17 protein-coding genes and 1 tRNA gene are annotated in these 17,709 nt (G+C 70.1%); 10 read left to right on the forward strand and 8 right to left on the reverse strand.

Features of this window, described 5'->3' with window-relative positions:
* Positions 1 to 80: 80 nt before the first annotated feature.
* Complete coding sequence (serA, locus tag AB0K73_RS13330) at positions 81 to 1,673, forward strand: phosphoglycerate dehydrogenase (protein WP_360513125.1); 1,593 nt, start codon at positions 81 to 83, stop codon at positions 1,671 to 1,673.
* Positions 1,674 to 1,712: 39 nt separating this feature from the next.
* On the opposite strand, the gene AB0K73_RS13335 is transcribed toward serA, so the two are convergent.
* Entirely contained in the window at positions 1,713 to 2,279 is a 567-nt protein-coding gene (locus tag AB0K73_RS13335) for a TetR/AcrR family transcriptional regulator (protein ID WP_360513123.1), read from the reverse strand.
* A gap of 77 nt (positions 2,280 to 2,356) precedes the next feature.
* On the opposite strand from AB0K73_RS13335, the gene AB0K73_RS13340 reads away from it, so the two are divergent.
* Positions 2,357 to 3,946 (forward strand): MFS transporter, encoded by a 1,590-nt coding sequence (locus AB0K73_RS13340; RefSeq protein ID WP_360513121.1) that lies wholly within the window; start codon positions 2,357 to 2,359, stop codon positions 3,944 to 3,946.
* A gap of 100 nt (positions 3,947 to 4,046) precedes the next feature.
* On the opposite strand, the gene AB0K73_RS13345 is transcribed toward AB0K73_RS13340, so the two are convergent.
* Entirely contained in the window at positions 4,047 to 4,307 is a 261-nt protein-coding gene (locus tag AB0K73_RS13345) for a DUF6458 family protein (protein WP_360513119.1), read from the reverse strand.
* A gap of 140 nt (positions 4,308 to 4,447) precedes the next feature.
* Here AB0K73_RS13345 and AB0K73_RS13350 point away from each other — a divergent pair, with 140 nt between their 5' ends.
* The 3 genes from AB0K73_RS13350 to AB0K73_RS13360 are packed head-to-tail and all read left to right on the forward strand — an operon-like array spanning position 4,448 to position 7,432.
* Positions 4,448 to 5,521 (forward strand): 3-isopropylmalate dehydrogenase, encoded by a 1,074-nt coding sequence (locus AB0K73_RS13350; protein WP_360513117.1) that lies wholly within the window; start codon positions 4,448 to 4,450, stop codon positions 5,519 to 5,521.
* 11 nt (positions 5,522 to 5,532) lie between these two features.
* Positions 5,533 to 6,651 (forward strand): branched-chain amino acid aminotransferase, encoded by a 1,119-nt coding sequence (locus AB0K73_RS13355; protein WP_360513115.1) that lies wholly within the window; start codon positions 5,533 to 5,535, stop codon positions 6,649 to 6,651.
* 7 nt (positions 6,652 to 6,658) lie between these two features.
* The gene (locus AB0K73_RS13360; protein ID WP_360513113.1) at positions 6,659 to 7,432 is read left to right on the forward strand and encodes a fumarylacetoacetate hydrolase family protein; all 774 of its coding nucleotides are present in this window, start codon (positions 6,659 to 6,661) and stop codon (positions 7,430 to 7,432) included.
* A gap of 52 nt (positions 7,433 to 7,484) precedes the next feature.
* Here the strand turns inward: AB0K73_RS13360 and AB0K73_RS13365 are convergent, their stop codons facing one another.
* A complete protein-coding gene (locus tag AB0K73_RS13365) occupies positions 7,485 to 8,516 on the reverse strand; it encodes an aminotransferase class V-fold PLP-dependent enzyme (RefSeq protein ID WP_360513111.1) in 1,032 nt (343 codons plus the stop codon).
* 83 nt (positions 8,517 to 8,599) lie between these two features.
* Between AB0K73_RS13365 and AB0K73_RS13370 the strand changes: the two genes are divergently transcribed.
* The 4 genes from AB0K73_RS13370 (at position 8,600) to AB0K73_RS13385 (ending at position 11,801) form a co-directional block, all read left to right on the forward strand.
* On the forward strand, positions 8,600 to 9,544 hold the full coding sequence (locus AB0K73_RS13370; protein ID WP_360513109.1) for a LysR family transcriptional regulator: 945 nt from the start codon (positions 8,600 to 8,602) through the stop codon (positions 9,542 to 9,544).
* A 55-nt stretch (positions 9,545 to 9,599) separates the two neighbouring features.
* Positions 9,600 to 11,117: a glutamate--tRNA ligase gene (gltX, locus tag AB0K73_RS13375; protein ID WP_360513107.1), complete on the forward strand. Its 1,518-nt coding sequence runs from the start codon at positions 9,600 to 9,602 to the stop codon at positions 11,115 to 11,117.
* Between the two features lie 88 nt (positions 11,118 to 11,205).
* A tRNA-Gln gene (locus tag AB0K73_RS13380) sits at positions 11,206 to 11,277 on the forward strand.
* Between the two features lie 194 nt (positions 11,278 to 11,471).
* Positions 11,472 to 11,801, forward strand: a complete 330-nt coding sequence (locus tag AB0K73_RS13385; protein ID WP_360513105.1) for a hypothetical protein — start codon at positions 11,472 to 11,474, stop codon at positions 11,799 to 11,801.
* Between the two features lie 80 nt (positions 11,802 to 11,881).
* Here the strand turns inward: AB0K73_RS13385 and AB0K73_RS13390 are convergent, their stop codons facing one another.
* The 3 genes from AB0K73_RS13390 to AB0K73_RS13400 all read right to left on the reverse strand — a co-directional run bounded on the left by AB0K73_RS13390 (position 11,882) and on the right by AB0K73_RS13400 (position 14,838).
* Positions 11,882 to 12,346 (reverse strand): hypothetical protein, encoded by a 465-nt coding sequence (locus tag AB0K73_RS13390; RefSeq protein ID WP_360513103.1) that lies wholly within the window; start codon positions 12,344 to 12,346, stop codon positions 11,882 to 11,884.
* A 1-nt stretch (position 12,347) separates the two neighbouring features.
* Entirely contained in the window at positions 12,348 to 12,770 is a 423-nt protein-coding gene (locus tag AB0K73_RS13395; protein WP_360513101.1) for a hypothetical protein, read from the reverse strand.
* A 103-nt stretch (positions 12,771 to 12,873) separates the two neighbouring features.
* Entirely contained in the window at positions 12,874 to 14,838 is a 1,965-nt protein-coding gene (locus tag AB0K73_RS13400) for an AarF/UbiB family protein (protein WP_360513099.1), read from the reverse strand.
* A 228-nt stretch (positions 14,839 to 15,066) separates the two neighbouring features.
* Here AB0K73_RS13400 and AB0K73_RS13405 point away from each other — a divergent pair, with 228 nt between their 5' ends.
* Positions 15,067 to 15,678 (forward strand): GNAT family N-acetyltransferase, encoded by a 612-nt coding sequence (locus AB0K73_RS13405; RefSeq protein ID WP_360513097.1) that lies wholly within the window; start codon positions 15,067 to 15,069, stop codon positions 15,676 to 15,678.
* 72 nt (positions 15,679 to 15,750) lie between these two features.
* Here AB0K73_RS13405 and AB0K73_RS13410 read toward each other — a convergent pair whose 3' ends face one another.
* Positions 15,751 to 16,413 (reverse strand): response regulator transcription factor, encoded by a 663-nt coding sequence (locus tag AB0K73_RS13410; RefSeq protein ID WP_360513095.1) that lies wholly within the window; start codon positions 16,411 to 16,413, stop codon positions 15,751 to 15,753.
* Complete coding sequence (locus AB0K73_RS13415) at positions 16,410 to 17,621, reverse strand: sensor histidine kinase (protein WP_360513093.1); 1,212 nt, start codon at positions 17,619 to 17,621, stop codon at positions 16,410 to 16,412. Before AB0K73_RS13415 ends, AB0K73_RS13410 begins: the two co-directional genes overlap by 4 nt.
* Between the last annotated feature and the right edge of the window lie 88 nt (positions 17,622 to 17,709).

Genomic DNA, 17,709 nt, shown 5'->3' on the forward strand with positions numbered 1-17,709 from the left:
GCGCCCCCACGGCGTGTGGCGCATCCCACCGCATCAGCGCGCGTTCGCGCGCCTCGCCCTCGCCCCGAAGGAACCGATTCGTGTCAAAGCCGGTCGTGCTGATCGCTGAAGAACTCTCGCCCGCCACCGTCGAAGCCCTGGGGCCCGACTTCGAGGTCCGCAACGTCGACGGCACCGACCGTCCGGCGCTGCTCGCGGCGCTCGCCGACGCGAACGCCATCCTGGTGCGGTCGGCGACGAAGGTCGACGCCGAGGCGATCGCGGCGGCCCCCAAGCTGAAGGTCATCGCGCGGGCGGGCGTCGGCCTCGACAATGTCGACATCAAGGCCGCGACGACGGCGGGCACCATGGTCGTGAACGCCCCGACGTCGAACATCATCTCGGCGGCCGAGCTCACGGTCGGCCACATCCTGAGCCTCGCCCGCCACATCCCCGCTGCCCACGCGGCGCTCGCACAGGGGGAGTGGAAGCGCTCGCACTACACCGGTGTCGAGCTCTACGAGAAGACCGTCGGCATCATCGGCCTCGGCCGCATCGGCGCGCTCATCGCGGCCCGGCTCCAGGCGTTCGGCACCGAGGTCATCGCCTACGACCCCTACATCACGGCGGCGCGTGCACAGCAGCTCGGCGTGCAGACGATGAGCCTCGATGAGGTCCTCGAGCGCAGCGACTTCATCACCATCCACATGCCGAAGACGCCCGAGACCACGGGCATGATCGGCGCCGAGCAGCTCGCGAAGATGAAGCCGACCGCCTTCGTCGTCAACGTCGCGCGCGGCGGTCTCATCGACGAGCAGGCCCTGCACGACGCGCTCGTGGCCAAGACGATCGCGGGCGCCGGCCTCGACGTCTTCGTGTCGGAGCCGCCGAGGGACTCGCCCCTCCTCTCGCTGCCGAACGTCGTCGTCACGCCGCACCTCGGCGCGTCCACCGACGAAGCGCAGGAGAAGGCCGGTGTCTCGGTCGCCAGGTCGGTTCGTCTCGCGCTCGCGGGCGAACTCGTGCCCGACGCCGTGAATGTCGCCGGCGGCGTCATCGACCCGTACGTGCGCCCGGGCATCCCGCTCGTGGAGAAGCTCGGCCAGTTGTTCGCGGGCCTCGCGCACGGCCCGCTCACGAGCCTCGATGTCGAGGTGCGTGGTGAGCTCGTCGACTTCGACGTGAGCGTGCTGAAGCTCGCCGCCCTCAAGGGCGTGTTCACCAACGTCGTGAGCGAGACGGTGTCGTACGTCAATGCGCCGCTCCTCGCCGAGCAGCGCGGCATCGACGTGCGGCTCATCACCGACCCCGAGAGCCCCGAGTATCGCAACGTCATCACGCTGAGCGGTGCGCTCGCCGACGGCACGCAGGTGTCGGTCGCCGGCACGCTCACGGGCACGAAGCAGACCGAGAAGCTCGTCGGCATCAACGGCTACGAGATCGAGGTTCCGATCGCGACCACGCACATCATCATGGAGTACACCGACCGTCCCGGGATCGTGGCGATCTACGGCCGCGAGTTCGGCGAAGCCGGAATCAACATCGCGGGCATGCAGATCGCTCGACGGGAGGCCGGGGGCGAGGCCCTCAGCGTGCTGACGGTGGATTCGCCCGTTCCCTCCGAGGTGCTGGAGCGCGTGCGCACCGCGATCGACGCCGCCGTGCTCGTCGAGATCGACATCACGGAGTCCTGACCCCTCGGTACGCGCCCCGGTGCTCCTCGGCCGGCCGCACTACTCGCTCGCGGGCGGTTCCGTGGCGAGCCGTTCGAGCAGGGCGACGAGCGCGTCCATCTCCGACGCGCGGGGCGCGTCGACGCCGAGGTCGTCGACATCGCCGTGCAGGGCGGAGTCGTAGTACAGGCCATCGCCGATCAGGGTGATCGCGAGGGCCACGGTCGGGTCGGCGACGTGACGGCGCATGGCCTCGAGCCAGCTCCGCCGCGCGTTGCGGATCGCCCGGCCCGCCGCGGCGTTGCCGCCCTGCGCGAGCCGAGCGGCGGCGACGACGGCACGATCGAGCGGATGCTCCATCGCAACCGATGACCGCACGAAGTATGCGATGGGTCCTTCCGGTGCCGCCTCGATGGCCTGCACGTCCTGCTCGACGAGCGTGTCGAGGCGTGCGACGAGGCCGTCGATGAGCGCGTCACGGGTGGCGAAGTGGTAGAGCAGGCCGCCCTTCGAGACGCCGGCGGCCTTGGCCGTCGCGTCGAGGGTCGCCGCCCGCTCCCCATCGTGGAGGAGGATGCGCTCGAACGCATCGAGCACCGCTTCGCGGGCGGCGGGTGGTCGGCTCATGTGCTCGATCGTACCGAGCGCTGGAGACCGATGATCTGTTACTATACCGGCTGGACGGTATAGTAATGAGTACTTCGATGACCCACACCTCAGACCCCTCGACCGGCAGCCGACCGGCGATCACGGCAGCGGATGCCGCGGCGCCCATCGATCCCGGTCGCGTCGGGCTCGCCCCGCGGCGCGCATGGGTGGCACTCGGGGTGCTCATGCTGCCGGTGCTGCTCGTGTCGGTCGACAACACGGTCCTGAGCTTCGCGCTTCCGGCGATCTCGCGCGACCTCGCGCCGACCGCGGCGCAACAGCTGTGGATCATCCACGCGTACCCGCTGGTCCTCGCCGGGCTCCTCGTCGCGATGGGTGCCGCCGGTGACCGCTTCGGTCGTCGGCGCCTGCTGCTCATCGGCTCGACGGGGTTCGCCGTGCTGTCGGTCGCGGCCGCGTTCGCCCCGACCCCCGAGGCGCTCATCGGCGCGCGTGCGGCACTCGGCTTCTTCGGCGCGATGCTCATGCCGTCGACCCTGTCGTTGCTGCGTGCCGTGTTCGTCGACCGTGAGCAGCGACGGCTCGCGATCGCCATCTGGGCGTCGGGCTTCGCGGCGGGGAGCGCTCTCGGGCCGCTCGTCGGCGGCGTCCTGCTCGAGCATTTCGCCTGGGGCTCGGTCTTCCTCCTCGCCGTGCCGGTGCTCGTGCCCATGCTGGTGCTCGTGCCACTGCTCGTCCCCGAGAGCCGGGACCCGGCGCCCGGGCGCGTCGATCTCGTGAGCGTGGCGCTCTCGCTCGCCGCCATGGGACCGATCGTCTATGGTCTCACCTCCCTCGCGACGGAGGGCGTCGCCGGCGGCGGCGTGCAGGCGATCATCGTCGGCGTGTTCTGCGCCCTCTGGTTCACGCGGCGGCAGTTGCGAAGCGCCTCGCCCCTGCTCGACATGCGGCTGTTCCGGCAGGGTTCGTTCGGCGGTGCCGTGCTCGTGAACCTCCTCAGCGTGATCGCCCTGGTCGGGTTCCTCTTCTTCGTGTCGCAGCACCTGCAGCTCATCGCCGGCCTGAACCCGGTCGCGGCGGGGCTCGCGCTCGTGCCCGGCCTCGCGGCGATGATCCTCACCGGCCTCGCCGTGGTGCCCATCGCCCGACGGGTGCCGCCGCGAGTGCTCGTACCGGTGGCCCTCTCACTGTCGGCCGCGGGTTACCTCCTCATCGCGTCGACGACCGGCGTCGACTCCATCGCGCCCATCATCGTGGCGTTCGTGCTCCTCGGCGCGGGCATCGGGGCGGCCGAGACCGTCTCCAACGAGCTCATCCTCTCGAGCGCGCCCCCCGCGAAGGCGGGTGCGGCCTCGGCCGTCTCCGAGACGGCCTACGAGCTTGGGGCGGTGCTCGGCACGGCCGTTCTCGGCAGCATCCTCGCCCTGCGCTACCGCGCGGGCGTCGAGGTGCCGGCCTTCCTGCCGGATGCCGCGACGGATGCCGCTCGCGAGACGCTCGCCGGCGCGGTCACGGTCGCCGAAGGGCTGCCCGGCGCCGTCGGCGCCGAGCTCGTGGCATCCGCTGCTCGCGCCTTCAGCGACGGAGTGGTGGTGACCTCGCTCATCGGGGTCGCGCTCATGATCTCGGCGGCGGTGGTGGCGGCGGTCAGCCTTCGCAACCCCGCGCCCGCGCGTGAGGAGTGACGCGAGCGCCCCGCTGTTCGCCCGACGACAGGGCCGGAACGCGGAACGGCCGCCGGCCCGCCGAGTGGCGGAGACCTGCGGCCGTTCGATCGAGCGCGACTCAGAGCACCGGGTCGTCGGGCGCGGAGTGCTCGTTGCGCACCACGCGGTCGCCGGTGGCGGGGTCGACGCTCGTGTGCGAGGTCGAAACCGAACGGCGCCGGCGCGCCAGGAGGACGATGCCGAGGATGATGATGATCGCACCCGCGATCATCAGGATGTAGCCGACGAGCTGGAGGTTGATCCAGTCGACCGCGAGGTTCAGCGCGAACGCGAGGATCGCGCCGATGACGAAGAGCACGATACCGAGACCGAGACTCATGTGGGGGTCCTGCTTTCTCTCCGGCAACGCACTGAGCGTCGCGTTTCGATGAGGCGGATACCTCGTCCTGAGGCCGAGTGTAACGAGCGCCCGCCCGCACGGACAGTACGCTGGGAGGGCTGGCGCACGAAGGAGAATTCATGGTACGCACGGTCAAGCTCGCGGTGATCCCGGGCGACGGCATCGGTCCCGAGGTGGTCGGCGAGGCGCTCAAGGTGCTCGACGCGACCGTCGCGGGCACGGATGTCTCGTTCGAGCAGACGCCGTTCTCGCTCGGTGCCGCGCGGTACCTCGAGACCGGTGACGTGTTGACCGACGACGACCTCGAGGCCATCCGGCAACACGATGCGATCCTCCTCGGTGCCGTCGGCGGCGTGCCCGGCGACCCACGCCTCGCGGGCGCGAACATCGAGCGCGGGCTCCTGCTCCGACTCCGGTTCGAGCTCGACCACTACGTGAACCTGCGCCCGTCGGTGCTGTATCCGGGCGTCGTCAGCCCGCTCGCGAATCCCGGCGACGTCGACTTCGTCGTCGTACGAGAGGGCACCGAGGGCCCGTACGTCGGCAACGGCGGGGCGATCCGGGTCGGCACGCCCGCCGAGGTCGCCAACGAGGTGAGCGTGAACACGGCATACGGGGTCGAGCGCGTCGTGCGCTACGCGTTCGCCGCGGCATCCGCTCGTCCGAAGCAGAAGCTCACGCTCGTGCACAAGACGAATGTGCTCGTCTTCGCGGGATCGCTCTGGAAGCGCACGGTCGACGCGGTCGCCGCCGAGTTTCCCGAGGTCTCGGTCGACTACCTGCACGTGGACGCCGCGACCATCTTCCTCGTGACGGACCCTGCTAGATTCGATGTCATCGTCACGGACAACCTCTTCGGCGACATCCTCACCGATCTGGCCGGCGCGATCAGCGGCGGCATCGGCCTTGCGGCCTCGGGCAACATCAACCCCGACGGCCGGTTCCCGAGCATGTTCGAGCCGGTTCACGGTTCCGCTCCCGACATCGCCGGGAAGGGCATCGCCGACCCCACCGCGGCCATCCTCTCCGTCGCCCTGCTCCTCGACCACCTCGGTCACCAGGAGCTTGCGGCGAAGGTGCAGCGGGCGGTCGCCGCCGACATCGCCGAACGCGGCGACGTGCGACGCTCGACCTCCGAGGTCGGCGACGCGATCGTCGCACGCATCGGCGCACTCGAGACTCAGCGCATCTGAAGGAAGGCACCATGACGACCACGAACCTCACCCTGCAGACCCCGTCCGAGGCGGGACTCACCTGGGCGATCACGCGCAATGAGAACGCCCGAAGCGACGCCGACCGCGAGGCGATCCTCGCCGACCCCGGCTTCGGCAACCACTTCACCGACCACATGGTCGACATCTGCTGGTCGGAGAAGGGCGGATGGCACCGGCCCCGAGTCTCGCCGTACGGCCCCATCCAGCTCGATCCCGCCGCGGCGGTGCTGCACTACGCGCAGGAGATCTTCGAGGGCCTCAAGGCGTACCGGCACGCCGACGGTTCCATCTGGAGCTTCCGACCCTACGAGAACGCGGCCCGCATGCAGCGCTCCGCCCGTCGCCTGGCCCTGCCCGAGCTGCCCGTGTCGTACTTCATCGACTCGCTGAAGCAGCTCATCGCGGTCGACGGCGCGTGGGTGCCGAGCGCCGCCGAGACGAGCCTCTACCTGCGCCCGTTCATGTACGCCAAGGAGGCGTTCCTCGGCGTGCGCCCCGCGAAGAAGGTCGCCTACTACGTCATCGCCAGCCCGGCGGCCGCGTACTTCCCGGGCGGCGTCGAGCCCGTGAACATCTGGCTCTCGACGACCTATGCGCGGGCCGGCAAGGGCGGCACGGGCGCCGCGAAGACCGGCGGCAACTACGCGTCGAGCCTGCTGCCGCAGGCAGAGGCCTACGAGAAGGGATGCCAGCAGGTCGCGTTCCTCGACCCCGACGGCAACCTCGAGGAGCTCGGCGGCATGAACATCGTGCTCGTGAAGCGCGATGGCACCCTGCTCACCCCCGAGTCGGACTCGATCCTCGAGGGCATCACGCGCGACTCGATCCTGCAGCTCGCCGCCGACCGCGGCCACGTCGTCGAGCGGCGACCGGTCAGCCTCGCCGAATGGCGTGAGGGTGCGGCATCCGGCGACATCATCGGTGCGTTCGCCTGCGGCACCGCCGCCGTCGTCGTGCCGATCGGTCGGCTTCTCGCCGAGGACTTCGAGATCGTCCATCACGGCAGCCGGTCGTCGGAGCTCGCGCTCTCGCTGCGCGACGAGCTCACGGGCATCCAATACGGCCGCGTCGAAGATCGCCACGGCTGGATGACCCGGCTGGACGCGTGACGGCGCCATGAAGATCGCCCGCTTCTCGTACGGTGAGACCATCGCATTCGGCATCGTCGACGCGGAGGAGCACGAGCTCGTCGTGCTGAAGTCCGACCCGATGTTCGCCGGCTACGACCCGACGGGGGAGCGGGTGCCGCTCGCCGAAGCCAAGCTGCTCGCGCCGGTGATCCCGCGCTCGAAGGTCGTCGCCGTCGGCCGGAACTACCGCGAGCACGCCGCCGAGCTCGGCAACGACGTGCCGGCCGAACCACTCCTCTTCCTGAAACCGAACACCTCGGTGATCGGTCCCGGCGACGCCATCGTGCTGCCGCGCCAGAGCGAGCAGGTCGAACACGAGGGCGAGGTCGCCGTCGTCATCGGCCGCATCGCCAAGCACGTCGCCGAAGCGGATGCCGCGAGCGTGATCTTCGGGTACACGATCGCCAACGACGTCACCGCGCGCGACCTCCAGCGCCGCGACGGGCAGTGGACGCGCGCGAAGGGCTTCGACACGTTCTGCCCGCTCGGGCCCGTGATCGACACCGAGCTCGACGTCGAGCGCGGCACGATCGAGACGAGCGTGAACGGCGTGCGCAAGCAGGAGGGTCGGCTCGCCGACATGGTGCATTCGATCCCCGCGATCATCGCGTACGCGTCGAGCGTGTTCACGCTGCTGCCCGGTGACGTGGTCCTCACCGGTACGCCGGCGGGTGTCGGCCCCCTTGTCGAGGGCGACACCGTCGAGGTCACCGTGTCGGGACTCGGCACCCTGTCGAACCCGGTGCGCGCGGCGGCCTGAGGGCGCTGCTGCGGCATCCGCCGGGCCGTCCTGCGCGCGGGCGTCGGACCGCTCAGCGACCCAGGCTGGCGGCGGACAGCTCGACGTCCTCCTCGTCGTTCCACAGGTGGAAGGCGACGCGTGCGCGTCCGGCGCGCCCCGACGCGGTGACGCCCGAGGCGGTGAGCGCCGCCAGATCTGCACCGTCGGCGTCGGGCCAGGTGACGATGGCGCTGTCGGATGCCTCGAGCCCGAGCCGCTCGCGGAACGCGTTCGCAAGCCCCAGGTCGTACTCGCGCACCGCCTCGGCGTCGAAGGACGCCGCGAACTCGAGCGCGACCTCGGCGCCGGCCCACGCGTGCCACGCGGGGGAGACGTCGAAACGGCTCGCGTCATCGGCGAGGTGCAGTTCGGGGCCGTAGGTCGATGCCCACGGGTCGGCCCCTGAGAACCAGCCCGCCGTATAGGGCACGAACTCCGCGAGCGCCCGGTCGGAGAACGCGGCGAAGGCGGCACCGCGCGGCGCACTGAGCCACTTGTAGGCATGGCAGACGATGAGGTCGGCGTCGAGGCCGGTCGTCGGCATCCAGCCCGTGGCCTGCGTCGTGTCGACGAGCGTGAGCGCGTCGTGGTCGCGGGCGGCGGCGGTGACGGATGCCGCGTCGGCGACCTCCCCGGTCGCCGACTGCACGAGCGAATACGCGACCATCCACGTGGCGTCGGTCACCTCGTCGGCGATCGCGTCGACGGGCACGTGGCGCACGCGCAGGTCACCGCGCACGAGGAACGGCGCCACGACCGACGAGAAATCGCCATCGATGCAGAGCACCTCTGCCCCACGCGGCGCCGACGCGGCGGCGAGCCCGGCGAACACCGACACCTGGGAGCCCATGGCGATGCGCTCGGGGCTTGCCCCGAGGAGGGCAGCGGCGTGGGAACGGCTGCGATGGAGGATGTCGGAGTAGTCATGGGCGCTCGCCGTGCCGGCGGCCCAACGTTCGAGATCGCGCAGGAGAGCGTCCCGGGTGGAGTGCGTGGGAATGCCGAGCGTGCAGGCGCTGAGGTAGCCGCGCACGGAGGGGAAATGATCGCGGGGAGGAATCATCCTCACAGTCTCCGCCCGGGATCATCCATTGGACAACGACATGTGAGTGATCACAGCCATGACGAACGCTTATGATTCGGGGTATGACCGACGCGTCCGTCGAACACCTCGCGAGCGCCATCGACGTTCAGACGGTGCGCGTCATCCGGCAAGTGGCCGAGCACGGGTCCATCACCGCGGCCGCCGAGGCGCTCGGGTACAGCCAGCCGGCGGTGAGCCAGCAGATTCGCCGTTTCGAGGAGCGCACCGGCATCGCGCTCGTCGAACGCGTCGGCCGGGGCATCCGGCTCACCCAATCGGGTCGCGTGCTCGCGCGGCACGCCAACGCGGTGACGACGGCGATCGAAGCGGCGGCGGGCGAGCTCGCCGAGATCCGCGGACTCCGGGCCGGACGGGTGCGGCTCGTGGCGTTCCCGTCGGCGTCGGCCACGCTCGTGCCGCGGCTCATCGCCACGCTCGCCGCCGAGCATCCGGGCGTCGCGGTCACCTACGTCGAGGCCGAGCCGCCCGAGGCGGTCGCCGCCGTGCGCGCCGACCGTGCCGACGTCGCCATCACGTTCAGCTACCCCGGTGACCGCGACGATCCGCATCAGGCGAGTGCCCGCGGGCTCGACGTACTCGACTTCTGCGACGAGCCGATGCGGCTCGTGCTGCCCGAGGGTCATCCGGCCGCGGCATCCGATGTCGTCGAGCTCGGAACGCTCGCCGACGATCACTGGATCGCCGGATGCCCGCGCTGCCGGGGCCACCTGCTCGAGCTGGCAGATGCCGCGGGCTTCCGCCCCCGGATCGCCTTCGAGACCGACAACTTCGTCGCGGTCGAGGGGATGGTCGCGCAGGGACTCGGGGTTGCCCTGCTTCCTTCGCTGGCCCTGAACGCGTCGCCGCGGTATCCGGGCGTCGTCACCAGGCCGACCGCGCATGCGGATGTGCGCTCGCTGCATCTCGTCACCGCCCGTGGCGCCGACCGGGTACCCGCCGTGGGCGCGATGCTCGGCGTGCTTCGTCGGCTCGTGCCCGCGGAGTGACGAGCCGCGGCGGCGCGGCGTGTCGGCCACCGGCCGGTCGATACGATTGGTGCGTATGTCCGAGACAGCTGATCCCACGACCACCGCCACCGGCAGCGACATCCGTGTCCGCTTCTGCCCGTCGCCCACCGGCACACCGCACGTCGGCCTCGTGCGCACCGCACTCTTCAATTGGGCGTACGCCCGGCACACCGGCGGCACGTTCGTGTTCCGCATCGAGGACACCGACGCGGCGCGCGACACCGAGGAGAGCTACGAGCAGATCGTCGACGCCATGAAGTGGCTCGGCCTCGACTGGGACGAGGGCATCGAGGTGGGCGGTCCGCACGCACCGTACCGCCAGTCGCAGCGGCTCCACATCTTCGCCGATGTCGTCGAGCGGCTGAAGGCCGCCGGCCACGTCTACGAGAGCTACTCGACCGCCGAGGAGATCGACGCACGCAACGAGGCCGCGGGCCGTCCGAAGCAGTTCGGCTACGACAACTTCGACCGCGACCTCACCGACGAGCAGCGTGCCGCGTACCGTGCCGAGGGCCGAACGCCTGCGCTGCGGCTGCGCGTGCCCGACGACCTCGACCTGGGGTTCGACGACCTGGTGCGAGGCCGCATCGACTTCGCGCCCGGATCCACCACCGACTTCGTCGTCGTGCGGCCGAACGGGGCGCCGCTCTACACGCTCGTGAACCCGGTCGATGACGCGCTCATGGGCATCACGCACGCGCTCCGCGGCGAGGACCTGCTCTCGTCGACCCCGCGCCAGATCGCGCTGTACCACGCGCTCATCGACATCGGCGTCACGACGTTCGTGCCCCGATTCGGCCACCTGCCCTACGTGATGGGGGAGGGCAACAAGAAGCTCTCCAAGCGCGACCCCGAGTCGAACCTCTTCCACCACCGCGACCGCGGCTTCATCCCCGAGGGGCTCCTGAACTCACTCGCGCTCCTCGGCTGGGGCTTCGCGGCCGATCGCGACGTGTTCAGCCGTGACGAACTCGTCTCGAAGTTCGACGTCGCCGACGTGAACCCGAACCCCGCGAGGTTCGACCTCAAGAAGGCCGAGGCCATCAACGGCGACCACATCCGGCTTCTCGACGGCGCCGACTTCGCCGCCCGCACGGTGCCCCACCTGCAGGCGGCCGGCATTGTCGACACGCCCCTCACGCCCGCGCAGGAGGCCGTGCTCGCCGAGGCGGCGCCGCTCGTCCAGGAGCGCATCGGCCTGCTCGGCCAGGCACCCGGCATGCTGGGCTTCCTCTTCACGGACGCCGCGAGCCTCTCGTACGACGACGACGCCCTCTCGGGCCTGCCTGCGGATGCGCCGGTCGTACTCGCCGCGGCCCGCGAAGCCCTCGATCGCCTGCCCGCCGAGGCGTGGCAGCACGCCGAGATCGAGGAGGCCCTGCGCGACGCCCTCGTCGACGGTCTCGGGCTGAAGCCGCGAGTCGCGTTCGGTCCGGTGCGCACCGCGATCTCGGGCAGGCGCGTCTCGCCACCACTCTTCGAGTCGATGCAGATCCTCGGCAAGATCGACTCGCTCGAGCGCATCGACCGACTCGTGGGCCGGCTGGGGTAGCGGGTCGTCGGCGAGGTGCGCTCAGTTTGGTCGGGCCGCCGTCCGTAAGCTAGAGTTGCATGTCGGCCGGGGCTTCGGTTCCAGCCTTTGGGGTATGGTGTAATTGGCAACACGGCGGTTTCTGGTACCGTTGTTCTTGGTTCGAGTCCAGGTACCCCAGCAGTGAAGAACCCCCGACCATTCGGGGGTTTTCGTGTTTCGCCCGCGCTCGTCGCGCTGCGCTCGGTGGCAGCATGTGGGCGGTTCGACCGCCTTGGCCGAGATCCGACGAACCATGACGGTTCCGGCGTCGCGGCGATGGCAGAAGCGCCGCAGGATGAGGTCATGACAGATGAGGGCATGACAGATGAGGGCATGACATCTGAGGGTTCGGTCGTTCGCATGTGGCGGGGCGTCGTCCGAACGGACGATCGCCAGAGCTACGTGGAGTACATCGAGCACACGGGGATGCGGGAGTACCGCCAGACGCCGGGGAATCAGGAGGCGTGGATGCTCAGCCGCGACCTCGGGGATGGACGAACCGAGATCGTCACGTTGTCGAGGTGGGAGTCGCTCGCTGCGATCGTCGGCTTCGCCGGCGACGACATCGAGCGCGCGGTCTTCTACCCCGAGGACGACGAGTTCCTGATCGAACGGGACCTCAGCGTTCGGCACTACCGCCTCGAGAGCCGATCAACGGGGTGATTCTGAAAACGTCTCGATCACGAAGCGCGGCGGCGGCGAACGCATCTTGGGTGCGTTCGCCGCCGTCACGCGTACCGGGCTCAGGCCGACAAGGCGTTCCGACGCGCAACGGCTTGGATCCCCGCGGCGATCAGCCCACCGATCGCCCCGATCGCCGCCCCGGTGAAGAGGCCGCTCGGAATCGCTGCGATCCGTGGCACCAGGAGGCCGACCGGACCGTCGCCGAGCGAGATCGTTCGGCCGTCGAACGCGACTTCCCAGAGCAGTTGGTGGGTGATCACGAGCATGACCCCGTAGAACACGCCGATCATCAGGACCGTGACGAAGGGGTGCGGCACGCGCTTGAGCACGGCCACGGCGATCCACACCGCGACCGGAAGGAGCGAGAGAAGCCACGTCACCGGGCTCCACTCACCGATCAGGTGGAGGTCGTGCAGGATCACTCGGGGAACGGCGAGTGCGGCGAGGCCGATCATCGCGAGCAGTGGCAGCCCGAGGGCGCCCTGCCGCGTGCGAGGTGTGGCGGCGGTCGCGTTGTCGGTCATCTCACGACCTGGCCTTCTGAATGGCGTAGGCCACGACGCCGGCGAGCGCGCCCAGCGCTGCGCCTCGTCCGATCTCGATGATCGCGGCGATCAGCAGGATCCCTGGGGCTCGATCGCCCATCTCGCCCAGGACCAGCGACGTGATGGTGATCAGCACACCGGCGATCACGCCTGAGAGCGTGAGGGTGGCGACCGGTTGGGGCACGCGACCGAGACCGACGCCGAGGATCCAGGCCGCGCCGATCACGGCGATCACGATGAGCGCCGTGGCGAGGCCGCCGATCAGCGATTGCACGCCGATCAGGCCCGCCAACGGCCAGAGCAGGGCGAGCGCACCGAATCCCACCACGGCGGCCCAGTTGATGCGCGCGCGCGACGTGGACGTCGGTGGGGTGGTGTTCTGAGGAGACGTGGAGTCGTTCATGGCGCCGAACCTACCGAGGGGACCGGCCACGAGGCATCCGCCCGGAATCGGCAGTGCAGTCGCCTGGGGGCGACACGCGGGCACGCGTCGGATCGAGGGGTGGTCACGGCCGTTCGCCGGTGAGTCGCTTGAGCACCATCGCCGAACGGGTGCCCGCGATGAGTGCGACGAACCCGATCACCCACCCCATCAGCGGAAGGGCCGGGACCCCCGGTGGGATGCTCGGTCCGCCTCCGTCGAGGATCAGGATGAGCGCGGCCGCCGCGAGACTCAGGCCGAAGAGGCATCCGCCGAGCGCTGCGATGACCCGAAGTCCCCAGCTTCTGCGCTCCTGCTCCGTGGAGGCCCTCGACGTGACCCGGGCCGTGTTGCCCTCGGTGATGGCGTCGAGGTTGTCGGGAAGACGGCGCAGGAACTGCGAGACGGTCATGGCCTGCGACATGCCGACGAGCTGGAGCCGTCGTGGGTCGGCCTGGCGTGCGGCGACGCCCTGCATCCGTGTGAGAACGAGATCGGCGTAATCGGATGCCGCGTCCAGCGTCTCGATCGCGTCCTGAAGTGTCGCCATCGTTCGAACTGCGGCCGCGAGGTTGCCGGGGACCGCGAGTCCGTGGCGGTGGAACAGTCTCAGGAGGCGGTCGGTCAGCACCTTCGTGTTGCGTTCGATCGACACGATCGTGAAGAGCTCGCCGATATCCCGGTGGAGCGCGCGGTCGTCCACGAACTCGCCACCCGCGGTCAGGTGTCGCACTGCGACGACCGCCGAGTGGACGTCCTCCGCGTTGAACGCGGCGAGGAAGGCCGCGAGCAGGTCGCGTTGCTCGCGGTCGACGATGCCGACCGACCCGAAGTCGATCAGGGCGACCGTTCCATCGGAGCAGACCATGATGTTCCCCGCGTGCAGGTCCGCATGGAAGACGCCATCGACCAGCACCTGCTGCAGCACGCCGTCGACGAGCTGTTCGGCGATCGAACCCTGCGCGGCGGTCGTGAGCGTCTGCAGGGTCGAGGATGCCGCAGCCAACGGCTCGCCGTCGATCCGTTCCATGGTGATGATGCGTCGCGTGGAGAACTCGGGATGCAGGTGCGGCACGCGCAGCGTGGCCGCGGCGCGATCGGCGGCGGCGCTCATGAGCGAGAGGTTTCGCGCTTCGACCCGGTAATCGAGCTCGTCGCGAAGCGACTCCGCGAGATCGCGCATCAGCCTCAGCAGCCCGATGCGTCGCGCCGCCGGCGACCGTTGCTCGAGTCGCGCGCAGAGTCGCAGTGCGATGTCGATGTCGGTCTCGACCTGGCTTCGCGCGTGGGCGCGTTGCACTTTGACGACGACCGCCTCGCCACTGACGAGCGTTCCGGTATGCACCTGCCCGATCGAGGCGGCCGCGAGCGGGGTCTTCTCGAGGTTGGCGAACACCTCGGCCAGCGGCCGATCGAGCTCGGCGAGGAGCATCCGTTCGACAGCGGGCCAGTTCTCGGGCAGCACCTGGGTCTGGAGCGTGGAGAGGTGCGCCGCCAGGGCCGGCGGCACCACGTCTCGTCGGCTCGCGAGCACCTGCCCGAGCTTGACGAACGTCACGCCGGCGTCGGTCAGTGCCGCCACGAGGGCCGGACCAACGTCTTCGATGCGGACCTGCCGACCGCGAAGCAGCGGGCCCAGCCCGTGCCTCGCCGCAATGCGGACGATGCGGAGATAACGGAGGGCCCGTCGCCAGCGGTCCCGGCCTCCCCGCACTCGCGCGATGATGCCGACGCTCCGGTACGACGGCCACACGATCTCCAGTGCGGCGAGGAACGCGGCGCCGAGTCCCAATACCCAGAGGAGCGCGACGCAGATCACCAGCACCTCGCCCGGGGAGACCTGCCCACGTGCCATGCCAGCCGTGTCGACGACGCCCGAACCGCCGATGGCCAGGAACACCGCCGGGACCAGCACGAAGAACGCCACCAGGCCCGTGAGCAGGCTTCGTGCAGGCCCGACCGGGGCCCCGACGAGCCACCGGACCACGAGCCCGAGCGCCACGACGTATGCGGCCACCAGTGCCGTCACCATCACCCACGTGAACCACATGACCGACCCGCTTCCTGCTCCGATGGCTGGGCAAACCCCCATCGTGCGGACCGTGCTGGGCGGCGGACAGCTCCGAGCGGCGACAGCGTGGGTCGCTTCCGGGCGACGCGTGCCTCGATCGGGTTCGAACGCGACGTCGCCGCCGGGAGGCATCCGGTGCGCCCGGGTCTGCCAAGAATGGCCGAAGCCCATGCCGAAGTCGTGCCGCTGAAGAGGAAGGCCCCGTCCATGTCCGTTCACGAACCGCAGGTGCAGATCCGAGCGCTCGGCCCCGCCGATATCGAGGCCGCCGCGTCGCTGCTCGGCCGCGGGATGGCGGACAATCCGATGCACCTCACCGTCTACGGGCACGACGAAGCTCGAAGCGAGCGCCGTCACGCCCAGCTCGTGCGCGTCCTGCTCCGACATTCGCCCTCGCTGCGCGTGTTCGGGGTGGAACGGTCGGGGTCGTTGCTCGGAGTCCTGGCATCCGCCGCCCCCGGTCACTGCCGACCCACCGTGGCTGCCCGCGCACGACTCCTCGGGCGAGCGTCGACCTTCGGACCCCGGACAGCGTGGAAGCTTCTCGAGTGGAACACCGGATGGGCGTCCCACGACCCTGCCGAGCCGCATGTGCACCTCGGACCGGTCTCCGTCGACCGCGGCCTGCGCGGCCAGGGCATCGGCGGACTGCTGATGCGGCCGCACGTCGACGGCCTCGACGCCGTGGGTGCGGTGGGGTACCTCGAGACCGACCGACCGACGGCGGTGGGGTTCTACCGGCGATTCGGGTACTCGGTGGTCGCGCAGTCCGATATCGTCGGCGTGCCCTGCTGGTTCATGCGGCGCCCGGCGGCGTGAGCGCGGTCAGGGGGCGAGCAGCCAGCGGACGTCGGCGCTCAGCGGACGTTCGGACTCGGCGGACGTCCGGACTCAGCGGACGTCGGGCACGACGAGCCCCGACCGGTGCGCGATGATCACGAGTTCGGGACGGTCGCGCGCCGCCAGCTTCGCGAGGATCCGGCTCACGTAGGTTCGGGCGGTGGCCGGGCTGAGGTGCAGCGCCGCGGCGATCTCGTCGTTGGTGTCGCCGTGTCCGATCCGCGTGAGCACCTCGATCTCGCGCTCGCTGAGGAAGGCGAGCCGCGGATCGGGTGTGGGCGCGGCCTGCCCGGTGGCGATCATCGTCATGACGCGCTCGGTGATCGCCGGCGAGAGCAGACGTTCGCCTCGCCCGGCGCGGATGACCGCGGAACGCAGGTCTTCGCGAGGCAGGTCCTTCAGGAGGTAGCCGACGGCTCCGGCGCGAATGGCCTCCACGATGTCCGCATCGTCGTCGAAGGTGGTCAGGACGACGACGCTGGTGCCGACGAGCCGCTCGTCGGACCGGATCATCCGCGTCGCCTCGATGCCGTCCATCTCGGGCATCCGGAGGTCCATGAGCACGACGTCGGGGCGGTGCCTCCGCACGGCTTCGACGCCCCGCCGCCCGTCGGTGGCCTCCGCGACCACCCGGATCGAGTCATCGTGGGTCAGGAGGGACCGGAGCCCCGCGCGAACGAGGTCCTGATCATCGACCAGTACGACCGTGGTCATGTGCCCACCTCCAGAGGAATCGATGCGGTCACCGCGAACCCGGAGTCCTTCGCCCGGGCGGAGAACGTTCCCCCGAGGAGGTGGATCCGTTCACGCATACCCGTGATTCCGTGGCCCGGCGTGACCCGGGCGTCGGCCACCCGGGCATCAGTGACACCCGCGCCGGAGGCAGGTGACCTGTCGCCGTTCCCGTCGTCCTCGACGCGCACGCTCACGACGCCGTCGACCTCCTGCACCTCGATGTCGACGTGCGACGCACTCGCGTGCCGCACCACGTTCGTGATCGACTCCTGGACGACCCGGTAGATCGCCGCCTCCACCTGCGGCGGGAGATCCGACCGCACCGAGACGCTCGTCCGCACCACGACTCCGGCCTGTTCGGCGGGACGGATCGCAGACCCGAGGTCGGCCAGCCGCAGCGGCGACCGCCCGGCGTCGCGTTCGGTGCGAAGGCCGGCAAGCGTTCGGCGCAGGTCGGCGAACGTGACGGCGGTCGTGTCGGAGATGACCTCCAGGGCACGACGCACTGCTGCGTCATCCGACCCGACAGCCTCTTCGGCCACTTGCGCGTGCAGCCTCACCACGGTCAGGGCGTGACCGACGGAATCGTGCAATTCGCGGGCGATGGCGAGGCGTTCCGACATGACGCGCTGTTCGGCCTCCCGCGCGTACCGATCGGCGACCAGCCGGGAGATCTCCTCGGACTTCCGGCGGAGTTCCCGACGAGTGCGAACGGTGTCGCCGAGGGCGATGGCACCCGCGAGGAGCAGCGCATGGCCCGGGAGTTCGTAGGCGACGACGAATGCCGGGTCCTGACCCACGGCGAGCCGGTAGGCGACCGAGATACCGAGGGCCGCCACGGATGTCATGACCGACCACCCGATGCGGCCGTACTCGGCGGCAGAGAACACGGCCGCTGCGAGCGGAACGCCCACGCCGATAGGCGGATATCCGGCGATGTAGTACGAGAACACCCCCACGAACGACAGCACGAGCACGGTCACCGGGTAGCGGCGGCGCACCAGCATGAGGCCGCCGAGGGCCAGCGCCCAGAGGTACGCCCACCACTCGGGTCGGGTGCGGCTGACGTCGGCCGCGATGAACAACGAGACGGTCAGCGTGACGCCGAGCCCGAGCAGCACGTCGAACATCCACGGCGCAGGAGTGTGCGCAGCTGCGCGCGGGGGTGTGCGGACTTCGCCCGTCATGCTGCCATGGTAGGTCGGCATGCCCGCTCGAGCAGTCGACTTGGGGCGACATCCTGCAATACCCTGCAGAGCCCTGCCGCGGGCTTCT

The organism is Agromyces sp. NPDC052230 (assembly GCF_040679595.1).
Taxonomy (GTDB): Bacteria; Actinomycetota; Actinomycetes; order Actinomycetales; family Microbacteriaceae; genus Agromyces.